This window comes from Micrococcus sp. EWR3.9.1 (assembly GCF_052615555.1).
Window position 1 is genome coordinate 182,068 of record NZ_JBQXFD010000001.1, and the last position, 16,562, is coordinate 198,629.

At 74.0% G+C, this 16,562-nt stretch carries 15 protein-coding genes and 1 tRNA gene; 9 read left to right on the plus strand and 7 right to left on the minus strand.

Annotation, left to right across the window (positions count from 1 at the left end; all coding sequences use genetic code 11):
* Window positions 1-79 precede the first annotated feature (79 nt).
* Genes moeB through thiO form a run of 4 tightly spaced genes read right to left on the minus strand, consistent with a single transcriptional unit; the run spans window position 80 to window position 3,503 of the window.
* A complete protein-coding gene (gene moeB, locus ACUJ8O_RS00875) occupies window positions 80-1,276 on the minus strand; it encodes a molybdopterin-synthase adenylyltransferase MoeB (protein WP_095346557.1) in 1,197 nt (398 codons plus the stop codon).
* Window positions 1,273-2,091: a thiazole synthase gene (locus ACUJ8O_RS00880; RefSeq protein WP_036316581.1), complete on the minus strand. Its 819-nt coding sequence runs from the start codon at window positions 2,089-2,091 to the stop codon at window positions 1,273-1,275. The genes moeB and ACUJ8O_RS00880 overlap by 4 nt, the downstream gene beginning before the upstream one ends.
* 3 nt (window positions 2,092-2,094) lie before the next feature.
* Window positions 2,095-2,337, minus strand: a complete 243-nt coding sequence (gene thiS / locus ACUJ8O_RS00885) for a sulfur carrier protein ThiS (RefSeq protein ID WP_036316587.1) — start codon at window positions 2,335-2,337, stop codon at window positions 2,095-2,097.
* Window positions 2,334-3,503 (minus strand): glycine oxidase ThiO, encoded by a 1,170-nt coding sequence (gene thiO / locus ACUJ8O_RS00890; protein WP_036341375.1) that lies wholly within the window; start codon window positions 3,501-3,503, stop codon window positions 2,334-2,336. The genes thiS and thiO overlap by 4 nt, the downstream gene beginning before the upstream one ends.
* A gap of 145 nt (window positions 3,504-3,648) precedes the next feature.
* On the opposite strand from thiO, the gene thiE reads away from it, so the two are divergent.
* Both thiE and ACUJ8O_RS00900 read left to right on the plus strand, forming a co-directional pair.
* Entirely contained in the window at window positions 3,649-4,392 is a 744-nt protein-coding gene (gene thiE / locus ACUJ8O_RS00895; RefSeq protein WP_036341377.1) for a thiamine phosphate synthase, read from the plus strand.
* Window positions 4,393-4,478: 86 nt separating this feature from the next.
* Window positions 4,479-4,551, plus strand: a tRNA-Arg gene (locus ACUJ8O_RS00900).
* A gap of 196 nt (window positions 4,552-4,747) precedes the next feature.
* Here ACUJ8O_RS00900 and thiD read toward each other — a convergent pair.
* Complete coding sequence (thiD, locus tag ACUJ8O_RS00905; RefSeq protein WP_036341380.1) at window positions 4,748-5,605, minus strand: bifunctional hydroxymethylpyrimidine kinase/phosphomethylpyrimidine kinase; 858 nt, start codon at window positions 5,603-5,605, stop codon at window positions 4,748-4,750.
* A 73-nt stretch (window positions 5,606-5,678) separates the two neighbouring features.
* Between thiD and ACUJ8O_RS00910 the strand changes: the two genes are divergently transcribed.
* From ACUJ8O_RS00910 to ACUJ8O_RS00940, 7 genes are all read left to right on the plus strand, one after another.
* Window positions 5,679-6,836 carry a YkvI family membrane protein gene (locus tag ACUJ8O_RS00910; RefSeq protein ID WP_158184553.1) on the plus strand — a complete coding sequence of 386 codons (1,158 nt, stop codon included), beginning with the start codon at window positions 5,679-5,681 and terminating at the stop codon, window positions 6,834-6,836.
* Between the two features lie 173 nt (window positions 6,837-7,009).
* Complete coding sequence (gene thiC, locus ACUJ8O_RS00915) at window positions 7,010-8,815, plus strand: phosphomethylpyrimidine synthase ThiC (protein ID WP_036341386.1); 1,806 nt, start codon at window positions 7,010-7,012, stop codon at window positions 8,813-8,815.
* Window positions 8,816-9,185: 370 nt separating this feature from the next.
* Window positions 9,186-10,106 carry a hypothetical protein gene (locus ACUJ8O_RS00920; protein WP_036341410.1) on the plus strand — a complete coding sequence of 307 codons (921 nt, stop codon included), beginning with the start codon at window positions 9,186-9,188 and terminating at the stop codon, window positions 10,104-10,106.
* Window positions 10,103-11,239, plus strand: coding sequence for a hypothetical protein (locus ACUJ8O_RS00925; RefSeq protein ID WP_233263260.1), 1,137 nt, complete (start codon window positions 10,103-10,105; stop codon window positions 11,237-11,239). Before ACUJ8O_RS00920 ends, ACUJ8O_RS00925 begins: the two co-directional genes overlap by 4 nt.
* Window positions 11,239-11,910, plus strand: coding sequence for an ABC transporter ATP-binding protein (locus tag ACUJ8O_RS00930; RefSeq protein WP_144919010.1), 672 nt, complete (start codon window positions 11,239-11,241; stop codon window positions 11,908-11,910). The genes ACUJ8O_RS00925 and ACUJ8O_RS00930 overlap by 1 nt, the downstream gene beginning before the upstream one ends.
* A gap of 105 nt (window positions 11,911-12,015) precedes the next feature.
* The gene (locus ACUJ8O_RS00935; RefSeq protein ID WP_036341391.1) at window positions 12,016-12,765 is read left to right on the plus strand and encodes a DNA-3-methyladenine glycosylase I; all 750 of its coding nucleotides are present in this window, start codon (window positions 12,016-12,018) and stop codon (window positions 12,763-12,765) included.
* A gap of 63 nt (window positions 12,766-12,828) precedes the next feature.
* A complete protein-coding gene (locus tag ACUJ8O_RS00940; RefSeq protein WP_036341393.1) occupies window positions 12,829-14,244 on the plus strand; it encodes an NAD-dependent succinate-semialdehyde dehydrogenase in 1,416 nt (471 codons plus the stop codon).
* Window positions 14,245-14,298: 54 nt separating this feature from the next.
* On the opposite strand, the gene ACUJ8O_RS00945 is transcribed toward ACUJ8O_RS00940, so the two are convergent.
* Window positions 14,299-14,892, minus strand: coding sequence for a 2'-5' RNA ligase family protein (locus tag ACUJ8O_RS00945; protein ID WP_036341396.1), 594 nt, complete (start codon window positions 14,890-14,892; stop codon window positions 14,299-14,301).
* Window positions 14,889-16,523, minus strand: a complete 1,635-nt coding sequence (putP, locus tag ACUJ8O_RS00950; RefSeq protein ID WP_036341398.1) for a sodium/proline symporter PutP — start codon at window positions 16,521-16,523, stop codon at window positions 14,889-14,891. Before putP ends, ACUJ8O_RS00945 begins: the two co-directional genes overlap by 4 nt.
* Window positions 16,524-16,562: the final 39 nt, after the last annotated feature.

Genomic DNA, 16,562 nt, shown 5'->3' on the forward strand with positions numbered 1-16,562 from the left:
CGCGTGCGAACGAACCCTGCGAGATGGCCCCCTCCGGCCCGCGGTGGGGGCCATCTCGCAGGGTTCGTCGGGGTGGGGGTCAGGCGGGCCAGGCGGCGAGGCCGCCGGCGAGGGACAGGACGCGCCCGCCGGCGCTCGGGTCGGCCCCGACGACGGCGTCCCGCGCCCGGGCCGACCGGGCCCCGGCGGCGCAGTAGACCACCAGGACGCGGTCCCGCCCGGGCGCGAGGGCCGCCGGCTCCGCGAGGACGGCCTCGAGCGGGACGTGCCGATCGGCCACCGCCGCGGGGGCCTCGACCCGGCGCAGGCGGCGCTCCCAGTCCTCGCGGACGTCGAGCAGGGTGAGGGACGCGGCCCGGGCGGGGTCGGCGAGCAGGGCGGCCAGCGCGGCGGGGGCGATCTCCCCGCCCGCGGCGCCGCAGGCCTCCGCCGAGCCGGGGGCGCCGGCGTCGTCCGGGCCGGGGGCCTGGGCCGCGTGGGCAGACAGGTCCGTCACGGGGGTCCGCTCGGGGTCGGCCACGAGCCGCAGCTCACGGAAGCGCATCGTCAGGGCGTCCACGGAGAGCAGCCGCCCGACCAGGGGCTCGCCCACCCCGGAGAGCAGCTTGATCGCCTCGGCCGCCATGAGGGAGCCGATGATCCCGGGCAGCACCCCGAGCACTCCGGCCTGCGCGCACGAGGGCACCTCACCGGGTTCGGGCCGCTCCGGGAACACGTCCCGGTACAGCGGCCCGCCCGGGGCGAACACGCTCACCTGCCCCGCGAACCGCAGGATCGCGCCCCACACCACGGGCACGCCGGCGATCTCGCACGCATCGGCCACGAGGTAGCGGGTCGCGTAGTTGTCCGTGCCGTCGAGCACGAGGTCCACGGCGCCGACCCGCTCGAGCGCGTTGGTCGCGGTCAGGCGTTCGCGGTGCTCGACCACGCGCACCTCGGGGTGCAGGCCGCGCATCGTCGCGGCGGCGGAGGCGGTCTTGGGGCGGCCGAGGTCCGCCTCGGCGTGGATCACCTGGCGGTGCAGGTTGGAGCGGTCCACCACGTCGTCGTCGATCACGTGGACCTCCCCCACGCCCGCCGCGGCGAGGTAGGTCAGCACGGGCGCCCCGAGGCCGCCGGCGCCGACCACGAGGACGCGGGAGCGCAGCAGCGCCAGCTGGGCCTCAGGGCCGAAGCCGTCCAGGCTCAGGTGGCGGGCGAAGCGCTCGAGCTGGGTGTCGGACAGTGCGGTGAGGTCGCGGGGCTCGCGGGCGGCGGGGTCCGGGGCAGCGGTCACCGCTCGTCCTCCTCGGCCGTGACCCGCCCGGCCATCGGCGAGGAGGCCAGGGCGTGCTCGCGGCGCGGGATGCGCCCGGCACGGCGGGCGTGGAAGCCCGCCTCGAGCGCGAGCCGGCACGCGTGGGCCATGCGGGCGGGCTCGGCGGCGCGGGTGATCGCGGAGGCGGCGAGCACGGCGTCGCAGCCGGCCTCCATCGCCAGGGCGACGTCCGAGGCCGTGCCCACGCCGGCGTCGAGCACGATCGGCACGGAGGCGCGCGAGACGATCAGCTCCAGGTGTGCGCGATTGAGGATGCCCAGCCCCGAGCCGATCGGCGAGCCCAGCGGCATGACGGCGGCGGCGCCGGCCTGCTCGAGACGCAGCGCCATGGCGGGGTCGTCCGAGGTGTAGGCCAGGACGGTGAAGCCGTCGGCGGCGAGCCGCTCGGTGGCCTCCAGGGTCTCGACGACGTCGGGCAGCAGGGTGCGCTCGTCGGCGATGACCTCGACCTTCACGAGGTCGGTCTCGAGCGCCTCCCGGCCGAGCCGGGCGGTGAGCACGGCGTCCCGGGCGGTGTAGCAGCCGGCGGTGTTGGGCAGCACGTCGATGCCGAGGCGGTCCAGCAGCGCGACCAGGCCGTCGCGGGTGTCCGCGGACCAGCGGCGCAGCGCCACGGTGGTGAGCGTGGTGCCGGAGGCGACGAGGGCGCCCTCGAGCGCCGTGAGGTCGGTGATGCCGCCCGTGCCCATGATGAGCCGGGAGGCCAGGTCGTAGCCGCCGATCCGCAGCGGCGGGATCGCGGGGGCGGCGGGCGGGGTGCGGTGCTCGGCCATCGCTCAGCCCCCCTGCACCGCGGTGACGACGTCGACCTCGTCCCCGGCGGCCAGCGCCCGGGTGGCCCAGGCCGACCGGGGCACGACCTCGCCGCCGACCGCCACGGCCACGCCGAGCCGCCGCCCGTCCGCGGCGGCGCCGTCGTCGCCGATCGCGCGCCCGGTGACGTGCGCGACGACGTCGCGGACGGTGGCCACGGCCAGCTCGGCGGGCTCTCCGTTGAGGGTCAGGGTGAGGGTGCTCATGCGATCTCCTTCAGGCGGGCGTGCAGCAGCTCGAGGATCCGCCCTGCCGCCCAGGGGGCGAGCAGGATCCCGTGACGGTGGAAGCCGGTGGCGACGACGGCGCCCGGGGCCTCGGGCACGGCGAGCACGCGCGGGGCGTCGTCGGGGGTGCCGGGGCGGGCGGCGGTGGTGATCTCGACGAGCTCGCACTCGCGGACGGCGGGCAGGATCGCGGCGGCGTCGGCGAGCAGGTCCAGCACGGCCCCGGCGGAGGTCCCGGCCAGCCCGTCCTCGCGGGCCGAGGCGCCGACCACGAGGGTGCCGTCCGCGCGGGGCACGAGGTAGACCTGGCGCCCGTGGACGAGGCCGCGGACGGTGCGGGTGATCAGGTGCGACTCCCCCGGCAGCAGCTGCTCGGGGCGCACCCGCAGGCGCAGCACGTCGCCGTGGACGGGGCGCAGCGGGACCTCGACGGCGGTGGCCGCACCGCCGATCCCGCGGTGGCCCAGGCCCGCGGCGAGGACCGCCCCGTCAGCAGTGAGGACGCCCCCGTCGGCCAGCGTGAGGCGCACTCCCTCGCCCTCCGGGTCGGCGGCGGTGACGCGTCCGGCCACGAACCGGGCGGCGGGTCCGGCGTCGGCCGGGAGCGGGCCGCCGTCGGGTCCGGTCTGGGCGCGCAGGGCGGCGACGCAGGCGGCGGCGAGCCGGCGTGGGTCCACCTGATGGTCGTCCGGGGCGTCGAAGCCGGCGGCCAGGCCCGGGGCCAGGGCGGGCTCGGCGCGGCGCAGCGCGCGGACGGAGACGGGCTCGACCCGGCGGCCGAGGACCGAGGCGTGCTCGAGCACGTGGTCCCACGCGCGGGCGTCGGAGGGGTCCGCGGCCACGATCCAGGCGCCCTGTGCGAGGAAGCCCGTCTCGACGTCGGTGAAGGCGGCGAGCAGGTCGACGAGCGCCGGGTAGGCCTCCCAGCCGGCCTGCAGCAGCGGGGCGAGGTCGTCCTGGCTGAACTGGGTCTCGGCGAGCGGCGCGAGCATCCCCGCCGCGGCGTGGGTGGCCCCGGCCACGGCGTGTGGGCGCCCGGCGGTGTCCAGCTCGGGGGCGATCAGGGTGACGGCGTGGCCTGCGGCGCGCAGACGCACGGCGGCGGTGAGGCCGATGATCCCGGCCCCGACGACGGCCACGTGCACGGACCGGTCCTCCTCACGGCGGCATGACCCGCATCGAGTGGTGATGGTCGGCCGCGCCGGCGCGGCGCGCCCCTGCGGCCCTCTCAGCCCGGCGTGTGCGGCCCGGGCTCCCATGGAACTGCGGCCAGTCTGCCACAGTGGGCGCATGCACTCCCCCGATCCGCTCCTGATGGCCGCGGCCGGCCGCGACGACGGCGGCACCGGCCCCGGCGCGGGCCGTCGCGCCCGCCTCGCCGCCTCCCGGCTGTACGTCTGCACCGACCTGCAGCCGTTCCTGCGCCCGGACGGCACGCTCGACTCGGCCGCGTTCGCTCACTTCTGCGCGGCGGCGTTCCGCGGCGGGGTGGACGTGATCCAGGTGCGGGACAAGGCCGTGGACGTGGCGGTCGAGCTGGCCGCGTTCGCCGTGCTCGTCCCGCTGGCTCGGGAGCACGGGGCGCTCTCGGCCGCCAACGATCGCGCCGACGTCGCCGCCCTGGCCGGGGTGGACGTGTTCCACACGGGCCAGACCGACCTGACCACCGCGCAGTGCCGCGCCCTGCTGGGCCCGGACGTGGTGCTCGGCCGCTCGTGCCACACCGGGGCGCAGGTGCGCACCGCCCGCGCGGAGGACGGCCTGGACTACTTCTGCACGGGGCCGGTGTGGGCGACGCCCACGAAGCCGGGCCGGGCCGCCGTCGGACTGGGGCTGCCGGCCCTCGCCGCGCGCCTGGACGTCGAGGACCTGGCGGGGGCGCGGCCGTGGTTCGCCATCGGCGGCGTCGACGCGGACCGGCTGCCCGAGGTCCGCGCGGCCGGGGCGGAGCGGATCGTGGTGGTCCGCGCCGTGACGCAGGCCGAGGACCCCGAGGCCGCGGCCCGGACGCTGCGCGCGGGCCTGCCCGACTGACGCGCCCCGCGGGGAGGTCACGGACGGGCCGTCCTGATGGTGTAGAGTCGTCGAGTCCGCAACGCGCTCGACGCGCTGCGACCCCCGCCTCCGTAGCTCAGGGGATAGAGCGTCTGCCTCCGGAGCAGAAGGCCGCAGGTTCGAATCCTGCCGGGGGCACGAGCGAACAGAGCCGGACCCCCGTGGCGACACGGTGGTCCGGCTCTTCTGCGTTCTGCGGACCCGGACGCTCGAGCGGAGCGGGAGGTCCGGGTCACCGGCATTCGAGGCGGGAAATCGACCTCATGGGACGTCCCGAGGTGCGTATTCGCCGGATTTCCCGCCTCGAACGTGTCGAAGCCCGGAGGTCCCGCCCTCAGCCCCGCTGCGCATGACCGTGGTCGACGGGCCCGTGCCACGTCGGCCGCGAGGCGTCCCCGACCGCGAGCGCCTCCCCCGCCCGCATCGCGTCGGCCAGCCACGGCTTGGCTCGCTCGAGTGCGTCCTCCCAGCTCAGGCCCGCCCCGGCCAGCGTGGCCAGGGCCGAGGAGAGGGTGCAGCCGGTGCCGTGCGAGGCGCGGGTCGTCACGCGCGGGCCGCGCACCTCGTGCACGGCTCCGTCCACGCGCACGACGGCGTCCGGCACCTCCGCCGCTGCGGCCTCGGGCGCCTCGGTCTCGTCCAGGTGCCCGCCCTTGAGCAGCACCGTCACCCCGTGCTCGGCGGCCAGGCCCCGCGCCGCGTCGAGGGCGGCGTCCCAGCCCGTCGCGTCCCGCCCGGTCAGCCGGGCCAGCTCGGGCAGGTTGGGGGTCACCAGGTGCGCCGCCCGCAGCAGCCGGGACCACGCGGCGCGCCCGTCGTCGTCGCCCACCGCGGTGAGAGCGTCACCGCTCGAGGCCACCATGACCGGGTCCAGCACGACGACGACGGCGGGCAGGGTCTCCTCGAGCCAGCCGGCGACGGCCCGCATGAGCTCCACCGTGCCGAGCATGCCGATCTTCACGGCGTCCACGGCGATGTCGGCGGCGACCGAGTCGAGCTGGGCGCGCACCACGTCCACCGGCAGCGGGTGGACGGCCTGCACGCCCTGCGTGTTCTGGGCGGTGATCGCGGTGATCGCGGTCATCCCGTAGCCGCCCCACGCGGCGATGGTCTTCAGGTCGGCCTGGACACCGGCGCCGCCGCCGGAGTCGGAGCCGGCGATGCTGAGCACGCGGGGGACGGCGGGGGTCATGCGGGGGCTCCTTCGGGTCGGGGCGGATCGGCCGTCCGGGCCGGGCCGATCCCGCCCATGAGAATGTAGTCGCATGTCCCACGTCACAGAGAGCTCTCCCGCGCACCCCGGCCAAGCCGAGGAGTCGGCGCCGCTGCGGCCGACCTCCCCGCTCGGGATCGCCGCCACGTTCATCGGCACCACCATCGGCGCCGGGTACGCCTCGGGCAACGAGATCCTGCAGTACTTCGTGAGCTTCGGCCTCTGGGGCGGCACGGGGGCGCTCGTGATCGCCGGCGCACTGTTCTTCCTGCTCGCGGTGATCGTGCTGCGGCTGGCGCAGAAGCTGCGGACCACGGACATCCACCGGATCGTGAACCCCACGACGTCGCGCGTGCCCACCTGGTTCGCGGACCTGTGCATCACCACGTCCCTGCTGGGGACGCTGGTGATCATGCTGGCCGGGGCCGGGGCGGCGGTGCACACCGCGTTCGGGCTGCCCTCGCTCGTGGGCTCGCTGGTGATGGCGGCCGTCTGCGTGGTCTCGGTGCTGGCCGGCATCACGGGCCTCGTGCGCGTCCAGGCCGTGGTGGTCCCCCTGATCATCGTGGTCGCCGTCGGCGTCGCGGTGTGGGGGTTGGCGAACCCGGGGGCCGCGGTGGACGACGTCGCCGCGCTCGTGACCTCGTCCCCGCTGATCAACCAGTGGTGGCTCTCGGGCGTGCTGTACGTGGCGTTCAACATCCAGCTGGCCTACGCGGTGCTCGCCCCGATCGGCGAGGAGAGCTCCTCGCCGGGCTGCTCCCTCGTCGCCGGGGCCGGGCTCGGGGCACTGGGCCTCGTGGTGATGGCCGGCGCGGTGATGGCCGCGATGACCGCCCACGCCCAGCTGATCGGCCGCGCCGAGCTGCCCATGGTCGAGCTGGCCGCGATGATCGGCGGCTGGGCCGCCCTGCTGTACACGGTCGTCCTGCTGCTGGCGCAGTTCACGACGGCGGTCTCGTGCCTGTACGGCGGGGTGGAGCGCATCGCCCTGCTGTCCTCGATGCGCCGCGTGCCGGGCTGGGTCATCGCCGTCGTCACGGCCCTGGCCGCCACCCTGCTCTCGAGCGTCGGCTTCTCCGACCTCGTGGGCACCGTCTACCCCGTCCTCGGCTACGCCGGCATCGTCATCATCGTGATGCTGGTCGTGACGTGGATCGTCGAGCGCACCACGGTACGCCGGCGGGCGGCCCGCGCGGCGCGCGCCTGAGCGGCCCGCCGCATGGCCGCTGCCGACGGCGGTGAGGCCCCGCAGGGGACGTGCTAGGGTCGTTCGCATCCCACGGGAGCCCCACGGCACGGGGCTGAGACCGGGCTGACGCCGCCCGGAGACCGTCTGAACCTGTCCGGGTCATTCCGGCGAAGGAAGAAGGAGCCGCGGCCATGTCCGTTTCCGAGCGCACCCCCCTGCCCGCAGCCGAGTCGACGGCCGAGGTCGTCGCCGAGGAGAACTACCCCACGCACCGTCTGGGCTGGCTCGAGGACGCCGAGCACGGCATCCGCGTGCCCGTCACCGAGGTCCACCAGGACGACTCCCCCGACGGCACGCCCAATGCGCCCCTGACCGTCTACCGCACCATGGGCCCGGGCTCCGTGCCCGAGCGCGGCCTGCCCGCCCAGCGCGCCGAGTGGATCCGCGCCCGCGGCGACGTCGAGGAGTACGAGGGCCGCGAGCGCGACCTGCTCGACGACGGCCGCTCGGCCGTGCGCCGCGGCGCCGCCTCACAGGAGTGGGCCGGCGAGCGCCGCCCCCCGCTGCGCGCCAAGGAGGGCGCGCGCGTCACCCAGATGCACTACGCCCGGCGCGGCGAGATCACCCCGGAGATGCGCTACGTCGCCCTGCGCGAGGGCGTGGACGTGGAGCTGGTGCGCTCCGAGGTCGCGGCCGGCCGCGCCATCATTCCGGCGAACGTGAACCACCCCGAGTCGGAGCCGATGATCATCGGCAAGGCGTTCGCCGTGAAGGTCAACGCGAACATCGGCAACTCGGCGGTGACGTCGTCGATCGCCGAGGAGGTCTCGAAGCTGCAGTGGGCCACCCGCTGGGGCGCGGACACCGTGATGGACCTGTCCACGGGCGACGACATCCACACCACCCGCGAGTGGATCCTGCGCAACTCCCCGGTGCCGATCGGCACCGTGCCGATCTACCAGGCCCTCGAGAAGGTCGGCGGCGACCACCAGGCCCTGACCTGGGAGATCTTCCGCGACACCGTGATCGAGCAGTGCGAGCAGGGCGTGGACTACATGACCGTGCACGCCGGCGTGCTGCTGCGCCACGTGCCGCTGTCCGCGGACCGCGTGACCGGCATCGTCTCCCGCGGCGGCTCGATCATGGCCGGCTGGTGCCTGGGCCACCACAAGGAGAACTTCCTCTACGAGAACTACGACGAGCTCTGCGAGATCTTCGCGCGCTACGACGTCGCGTTCTCCCTGGGCGACGGCCTGCGGCCGGGCTCCGTGGCGGACGCCAACGACGCCGCCCAGTTCGCCGAGCTCGACACGCTCGCCGAGCTGACGGAGCGGGCGTGGGCGTACGACGTCCAGGTCATGGTGGAGGGCCCCGGCCACATCCCGCTGCACCTGGTGCGGGAGAACGTGGAGCGCCAGCAGGAGCTGTGCAAGGGCGCCCCGTTCTACACGCTCGGCCCCCTCGTCACGGACATCGCCCCGGCGTACGACCACATCACCTCGGCCATCGGCGCCACCGAGATCGCCCGCTACGGCACCGCGATGCTCTGCTACGTCACGCCCAAGGAGCACCTGGGCCTGCCGGACCGGGACGACGTGAAGACGGGCGTGATCACCTACAAGATCGCCGCGCACGCCGCCGACGTCGCCAAGGGCCACCCCGGCGCCCGCGACCGCGACGACGCGCTGTCCAAGGCGCGCTTCGAGTTCCGCTGGCGCGACCAGTTCGGCCTCGGCCTGGATCCGCAGCTCGCCGAGGAGTACCACGACGAGACGCTGCCGGCCGAGCCCGCCAAGACCGCCCACTTCTGCTCGATGTGCGGGCCGAAGTTCTGCTCCATGCGCATCAGCCAGGACATCCGCAGCGAGTTCGGCGGCGCGTCCGAGCAGGCGCGGATCGCCGAGGCCGGCATGGCCGCGAAGTCCGCGGAGTTCCGGGCCGCCGGCGGGTCCGTGTACCTGCCCGAGCCGACGATCCGCACCGCCTCGGACGCCTGAGGCCGGGACGCGGGGTGAGGTGGGGCGGGATGGCCCGCCCCTGCGCCACCTGACGATCGCGTCATGACCTGAGGACCGCCAGCAGGTCATGACGCGATCGCCAGGACAAGGCCCTCCGGGACGGCGAAGGCGCGGCCCCACGGACGGGGCAGTGCGCTCGGTGGTCGATCGAGTGGTGATGCCTCTTGACTCACACACACTGGGCTCACTATTCCGGCAGGCCCCCTGTGATGCGTGTCCCATCCGCCCACAGGAATTGAGTGGAGGGAATATGACGTGAAAGTCGACATGACCCCGCCGGTCCGCACCCCAGGGGCACTTCCCAGGTGAGGCATCATCCAGCCGCTCAGCTCTCCTCGGGCCAGCCGTGATGACCCGGATGCTCGTCTCGAGATTCCTCCTTCTCCTGATCACGCTCGGAACAGCAGCGCTCCTCGCGTCCTACGTCGGGGTGGAGAAGGAGGACCGCTGGCGCATGGACGGCACGGTGTACGAGATCTCGGCATTCCCCGCTAGCGAGGCCTGGCCCATGATCCGGACGTCGCTGACGGGCCCGGACTCCGGCTCCGCGGCCACCTCCACGAACCCCCACGTGACGGCCCTCGCCGGCCGACCTGCTCTGGGCGTGCTCCCGGACGGCGTCGCCCCGACCGCGGTCGTCCCCAGCACCTCCCCCTTCGCCGCACGTGCCGCTGCGGGCGAGCTGGGCTGGCCGGACGTCGATCGGGTCGTCGTCCGAGACCTCTCCTCCGCGCCGGATCGCGCCGCCGAAGCAGACCTCCTGGTCCCGTTCCTAACACCCGACAGTTCGTCCCTGACAGGTGTGATCGGCGGATCACCGGCCCAGCTCGGCGAGCTCGTCCAATCGCTGCGGCGGGCCGGTGTCGTCGTCGACGTCGTCCCGCTCCCGCCGCCGTGGGAGGCAGCGATGCGACGCAGTGTCCATGTGCCCCTGCTCGCCGTGCTCGCCGGCTTCGCCCTGCTGGGCGCACAGGTCGTCTGGCGCACGACCCTGCGCAGTCGACTGCTCCCTGCCGTTACCTCGCACCGCCTCGTCGGTGCCTCCCCACTGCGAGCGGCCCGGCTCGGTGTGGGGCCCGCCATGGTCGCCTGGACGACCGCCGCCGCGAGTGCCGGCGGAGTCTGGCTCGTGGCATGGCCCCGGTGGGACGCGGAGATCGGTCTCACCGGCGACACCGCTCTCCTCTGGTCCGCCGTCCTCGTCGTGGACGCCATCCTCATCCTCGGCACGACCCTGTCCACCCTCTGGGTCCGAAGGGCACACGCATGATGGCAGCCATGCGGGCCGTTGCGGACGGCCTCCGCGACCTGTTCGACACGCCCGGACTGCTGTTCCTGTCCCTGCTGCACACGACCGTGGCGTCGATCGTGTTCGGACTGGCCCTGGGCGTCGCCGGCGGGGTGACCACGGCGCTCGAGGTGCTCGAGGACGCCGAGTCGTCGGGCCTGGTGACAGCCAGGATTCTGGACCCCGCCGTCACGACCGACCTCCGCCCCCGCGCCGTCGACACCGTCTCCCGGGCGTTCGCCGCCCATGTCGACGGAGTCGACCCCCGTGCCTTTCTCGTGACGGACGCCATCGGAATCGAGGACCCCCGGCTGCAGGGGGCGATCATCGCCACGCCTGGTCTGGCCCGGGAGTTCGGCGCTGCCGCTGCCGTCAGTCCCGCCGAGGGTGTGTACTTCGCTCCCGCCGCGATCACCTCCGGGGGGCCGGGCGGCACCGTGTATGTGGGGTCCACACCCCACAGCTATGCCGGCCCACTCCCCGGGGACGCGGCCGCGCCGCGGGCCGACGGATCCCTCTGGCCCCTGGGTGAGTCGCCCGTCATCGTCACCAGCACCACGACCATGGCCGGCCTGATCGAACCGGCCCAGCTCGCGGCGGTCTACGGTTCCGTCGTGGCACGCCAGGACGCGGCCTCCGAGGTGAGAGCGGCACTCGACGTCCTCGAGGACGAGACGGGCGTGGTCGCCGAGTTGGCCCCGATCGCCTCGGCCAGGTCTCCGATCGCCCGAGAAGCCCGCGGTGCCGCGCTCATGGTCACCGCCTACACCGCCGGGCTTGCCAGCGCCGTCGTGACGGTGGTGAGCCTCCTGACGACCGTGACCCGTCGACTCACGCCCACGTGGCTGGCGCACCTGACGGTCGGGGCGCCCAGACGACTGATCCGGCTCCGGATCGCCACATCCGTGGCCGCGGTATGGGGCATTCCGGCCGTGCTCGGATCGTTGCTCGGCCTCGGCATCGCCTCGGAAGCGGGCGGACTGCGTCCGGCGCCTGCCGTCGTCGTGGTCGGGCTGGCGGTCGTCTTGGCGATCGCCGCTGCGTGCACCCGTCATCCCCTCCGCCAGCTGCACCGGGCCGTCCGCACGGCGGCACTCGTCGAAGGGACCGTGTGATGTCCCTGCTCACCGTGCACGACGTGCACCGCTCCTACCGCGGCCCCGCCGGGGATGTCCCCGTGCTCCGAGGCGTCTCACTCCAGGTCCCCGAGGGCGGCGTCCACGCGATCATGGGACCCTCCGGGTCCGGCAAGTCCACCCTGCTGCGGCTCCTCGCCTGCCTTGACACACCGGACGCCGGCAGCATCCGTGTGGCTGGGCGGAGCCTGCCGGCACCGTGGTCGTCCGACGGCGACGCCTACCGGAACCGGACGTGCGGCATCGTGCTCCAGGACCATCTGCTCATCGATCGGGCGACCGCCATGGACAACGCGGCCCTGCCGCTGCTCTACGCGCGGCCGCGCACCTCGAAGCGGGAGCGCCGCAACATAGCCGCCGAGCTTCTGACGCGCCTCGGGCTCGGAGACCGTCTCCACCACCCCGTCGGCCGGCTCTCCGGCGGCGAGCGCCAGCGCGTGGCCATCGCCCGGGCCGTGATCATGGGGCCCTCCCTGCTGCTCGCCGACGAGCCGACGGGCGCCCTGGACGAGGAGCGCACCGACGAGGTGATGGGGCTCTTCCGCTCCATGTCCCAGCCGGAGCGGGCGATCGTGGTCGTCACGCACGACCCCGCCGTGGCGGCCCGGTGCGACCACACGTGGCGGCTGCGGGCCGGGCGGCTCGAGTGACGACGTCTGGCCGTGCCTCCTGCACAGGTGTCCGTAGACGGGGCTGCGTCCCCGGGCGTCGCGTTCCGGCTCCGGATGTCCGGGGCCGCTCCTAGGCTCGGGTGCATGAGCGCGCACCACGCCGACGACGGCCTCCCCGTCCCCGTCTCCACCCTCGCCGAGGACCCACCGGCGGGCGGGCGACAGGCGCCGCCGAGTGGCGTCGTCGTGGGTGAGGACGGGCGGGCCCGCCCGCCGTGGGCGGCACGGGATCCGCTGCTGCGGGAGTACTACGACACGGAGTGGGGCCTGCCCGTCACGGACGAGCGGGGCCTGTTCGAGCGCCTCGTGCTCGAGGCGTTCCAGTCGGGCCTGAGCTGGCGGACCGTCCTGGCCAAGCGGCCCCGGTTCTGGGAGGTGTTCGCGGGCTTCGACGCGGACGCCGTCGCGGCGTTCGGGGACGCGGAAGTCGAGGCGTTGCTGTCAGACCCCGGCATCATCCGGAACCGGCGCAAGATCGAGGCCGCGATCGCGAACGCGAGGGCCGTCGTCGGGATGCGCGACGAGCGGTTCGCCCCGCTGCACCCGGGCGCCCCCGGCGCGGGCCCGGCCTGGCACGGCGACGGCGACCGGCCGGCCCGCGGTCTGCCGGGGCTGGTCTGGGCGCACCAGCCTGCCGCGACCCCACGGCCGGAGACGGTGGCCCAGGTCCCCTCGACCTCGGACGAGTCGCGCGCGCTCGCGAGGGCGCTGAAGGCGCACGGCTGCCGATTCGTGGGGCCGACCACGTGCTTCGCCCTGCTGGAGGCCGCCGGGATCGTGGACACCCACCTTCTCGGCTCGTGGCGAAGAGGGGCGTCCGGGATCTGGGAGTGAGCGGGGGCCTCCGGCAGGATGGGGAGCTCAACGCAGGACGTCCACACGAAAGGGTGACGACTGATGACCACCACCTCCGCATCTCAGGGCTACCGCACGATCAACCCGGCCACCGGGGAGCTGCTGAAGTCCTTCGACAACGCCACGGACCAGCAGATCGCCGACGCCCTCGACGCCTCGCAGGCCGCGTACGAGCAGTGGTCCCGGAAGTCGGTGGCCGAGCGCGCCGCCGTCGTGAAGCGGATCTCCGAGCTGCTGGCCGAGCGCTCCAAGGACATCGCCGCGCTGATCACCACGGAGATGGGCAAGTCCCTCGGCGCGGCAGTCGGCGAGGTGCGCTACGGCGCCCAGATCTTCGGGTACTACGCGGACGAGGCCGAGGAGCTGCTCGCGGACCAGCGGATCAAGCAGTTCTCCGGGCAGGAGGCGTTCATCCAGCGGCTGCCGCTCGGCCCGCTGCTGGGGATCATGCCGTGGAACTTCCCGGTGTACCAGGTGGCCCGTTTCGTGGCGCCGAACCTCGTGCTCGGCAACACCATCCTGCTCAAGCACGCCGAGATCAACCCGCAGGTGGCGCAGCTGCTGGAAGAGCTCTTCACCGAGGCCGGGCTCCCGGAGGGCGTGTACCAGAACGTGTTCGCCACCCACGACCAGATCTCCACGATCATCGCCGATCCGCGCGTGCAGGGCGTGTCCCTCACCGGTTCGGAGCGGGCCGGCGCCACCGTCGCCGAGCAGGCCGGTCGGCACCTCAAGAAGGTTGTGCTCGAGCTCGGCGGCTCCGATCCGTACATCGTGCTCTCCGCGCCGGACGCCCGCGCCGCCGCCCGCGACGCACTGGCCACCCGGATGGGCAACTGGGGCCAGGCCTGCAACTCGAACAAGCGCATGATCGTCATGGAGGACATCTACGACGACTTCGTGGATGAGCTGGTCCAGCGCTCCTCGGCGATGAAGCCCGGCGACCCGACCTCGCGCGACGCCGACGTCTACGGCCCGCTGTCCTCCGAGTCCGCGGCCGACGGGCTCACCGAGCAGATCGCCGCGGCCAAGGAGGCCGGCGCCACCGTCCACGTGGGCGGCGAGCGCGTGTCCGGCCCCCAGGGCGAGGGCTTCTACGTCTCCCCGGCCGTGATCACGGACGTGGACCAGGAGAACCCCGCCTACACGCAGGAGCTGTTCGGCATGGCCTCCGTGGTCTACAAGGTGTCCTCGGCCGAGGAGGCCGTGGCCCTGGCCAACGACTCCCAGTACGGTCTCGGCGGCGCCGTGTTCTCCACGGACCTGGACGAGGCCAAGCGCGTGGCCGGCCAGCTCGAGGTGGGCATGGCGAACGTGAACCTCGCCTCCGCCGCCGGCGCGAACCTGCCCTTCGGCGGCGTGAAGCGCTCGGGCTTCGGCCGCGAGCTCGGCCCCATGGCCGTGGACGAGTTCGCCAACAAGCGCCTGTACGCGGTGCAGGGCCCCCTGGAGGGCTGACCCGGGGCCGGGTCGGCCGGGCGGGTCTCCCGCTCCGGCCGCCCCGTCGGCCTCTCAGCCGCGCAGCGGGACGGTCGCCAGCACCTCGTGCAGCGGCCCGCCGGACCGTCCCTCGCCGAGCCGGGACGCCACGACCTCGACCCCGTCGGCGGTCCACTGCGGACCGCGGTACACGGCGAGCGCGCGCACGGCCTCGGCCAGCAGGACGGTGGCCGGTGCCGGCGGACGGGGCTCGCCCCGCCTCCGACCCCGAGGTCGGGGCGCGGCGGCCGAGACCCGCGCCACGGTGAGGTGGGCACGCCGGCGGTCCCGGCCGTCGTCGTCGGCGAGCCAGGGCTCCGCCAGGAGCGCGCCGAGCTCCCGGACCTGCCCGCCCACCCCCACCCAGAGCGTGCGGTGGGAGAACTCCCCCGCTCCGGCCAGGTGCAGGTGCAGCGGGGCATGTCCCGCCGCGATGCGGCCGGCGTCGGCGACGACGTCGTCCACGGCGCCGGCGGGCACCTCCGGGTGGAACGCCAGCGTCAGGTGCCGCTGCTCCGGCTCGGTCCAGCGCAGCGCGCGTCCGGCCCGGTCCCGGACGCCGTCGAGGGCCGGCTCGAGGTGGTCGAGCACGGCCCTCGGCGGACGGATCGCGAGGAAGAGCCTCACGCCTGCGCGCGCGGATCCGTGGCGGCTGCGGTCGAGCCCCCGGCGGCGTCGCGCGTCATGGCGGCCGGGGCCACGTCCGGGTGCGGCTCGCGGCCGGCCACGATGTCGATCGCGCCGGTGAACTCGGCGTCGATCCGCCGCTGCACCCGGCGCGAGCGCTGGGTCACGAGGGACACCACCACACCCACCACGAAGGCGGCGACGAAGCCCGGCAGCAGCTCGTACAGGCCGAACCACTCCCACGTCTCGGCACTGGCCTCGGACCACACCCAGGCGACGGCGGCGCCGGTGACCATGGCGGCCATCGCCCCCCACGAGGTGAACCGCGGCCAGTACAGGGCGAGCAGGATCACGGGGCCGAAGGCGGCGCCGAAGCCGGCCCACGCGAAGGAGACGAGCTCGAGCACGGAGGAGTCCGGGTTGAGGGCGAGCAGACCCGCCACGAGCGCCACCACCAGCACGCCGATGCGGCCGAGCCACAGGGTGAACGTCGGGGAACCGGTGCGCCCGCGCAGCATGTAGAGGTCCTCCACCAGGGCGGAGGAGCACACGATCAGCTGTGAGGAGAGCGTGGACATGATCGCGGCGAGGACGGCGGCCAGCACCAGGCCGGCCACGAACGGGTGGAACATGATCGAGGCCAGCACCAGGAACACGGTCTCCGGGTCCTCGAGCGTGGTGCCGGGGTTGGCCTGGAAGTAGGCGATGCCGACGAGGGCGACCATCACGGCGCCGAACACGGACAGCGCCATCCAGCCAATGCCGACGCGCCGGGCGACGGCCGCGTCGTGCGGGGTGCGCAGGGCCATGAAGCGGACGATGATGTGCGGCTGGCCGAAGTAGCCCAGGCCCCAGGCAAGGGAGGACAGGACGCCGATCAGCGTTGCGTTCTCGAACATCGAGAAGTGGTTCACTCCGCCGCCGGCGGCGTCGGCGGCGCGGATGCCCTCGACGACGGCGTCCCAGCCGCCCATGGTCAGGATCACGACGATGGGGACGGCCAGCAGGGAGAGGAACATGAGGATGCCCTGGGCCACGTCCGTCAGCGAGGCGCCGAGGAAGCCGCCGAACAGGGTGTAGAGCACCGTGATGCCCGCGACCACGAGCATGCCGGTGAGGTAGTTGATGCTGATGCCCTGGGCGTAGAAGGAGTCGGGGCCGAAGGTGGACTCGACGAACTTGCCGCCGGCCACCATGCCCGAGGACACGTAGAAGGTGAAGAACACGAGGATGATCAGGCCGGCCACGATCCGCAGGATGTGCGTGCGGTCCTTGAATCGGTTCTCGAGGAAGGACGGGATCGTGATCGAGTTCCCGGCCACCTCGGTGTAGGAGCGCAGGCGGGGGGCGACCACGCGCCAGTTCACCCACGCGCCCACGGTCAGGCCGACCGCCATCCAGCCCTCGACCAGGCCCGCGGCGTAGATCGCGCCGGGCAGGCCCATCAGGAGCCAGCCGGACATGTCGGACGCACCCGCGGAGAGCGCCGCGACGGACGGCTTCATGTCGCGTCCTGCGAGCATGTAGTCGTCGAGGTCGGTGTTCTTGCGGGAGGCGTACAGGCCGATCGCGATCATCGCGAGGAAATAGAGGCCGATCGCCGCCAACAGGAAGACGGTGTTCGTGTCCATGGGCTCCAGAGAATCACATCCGGACTCTCAGCCCCAGTC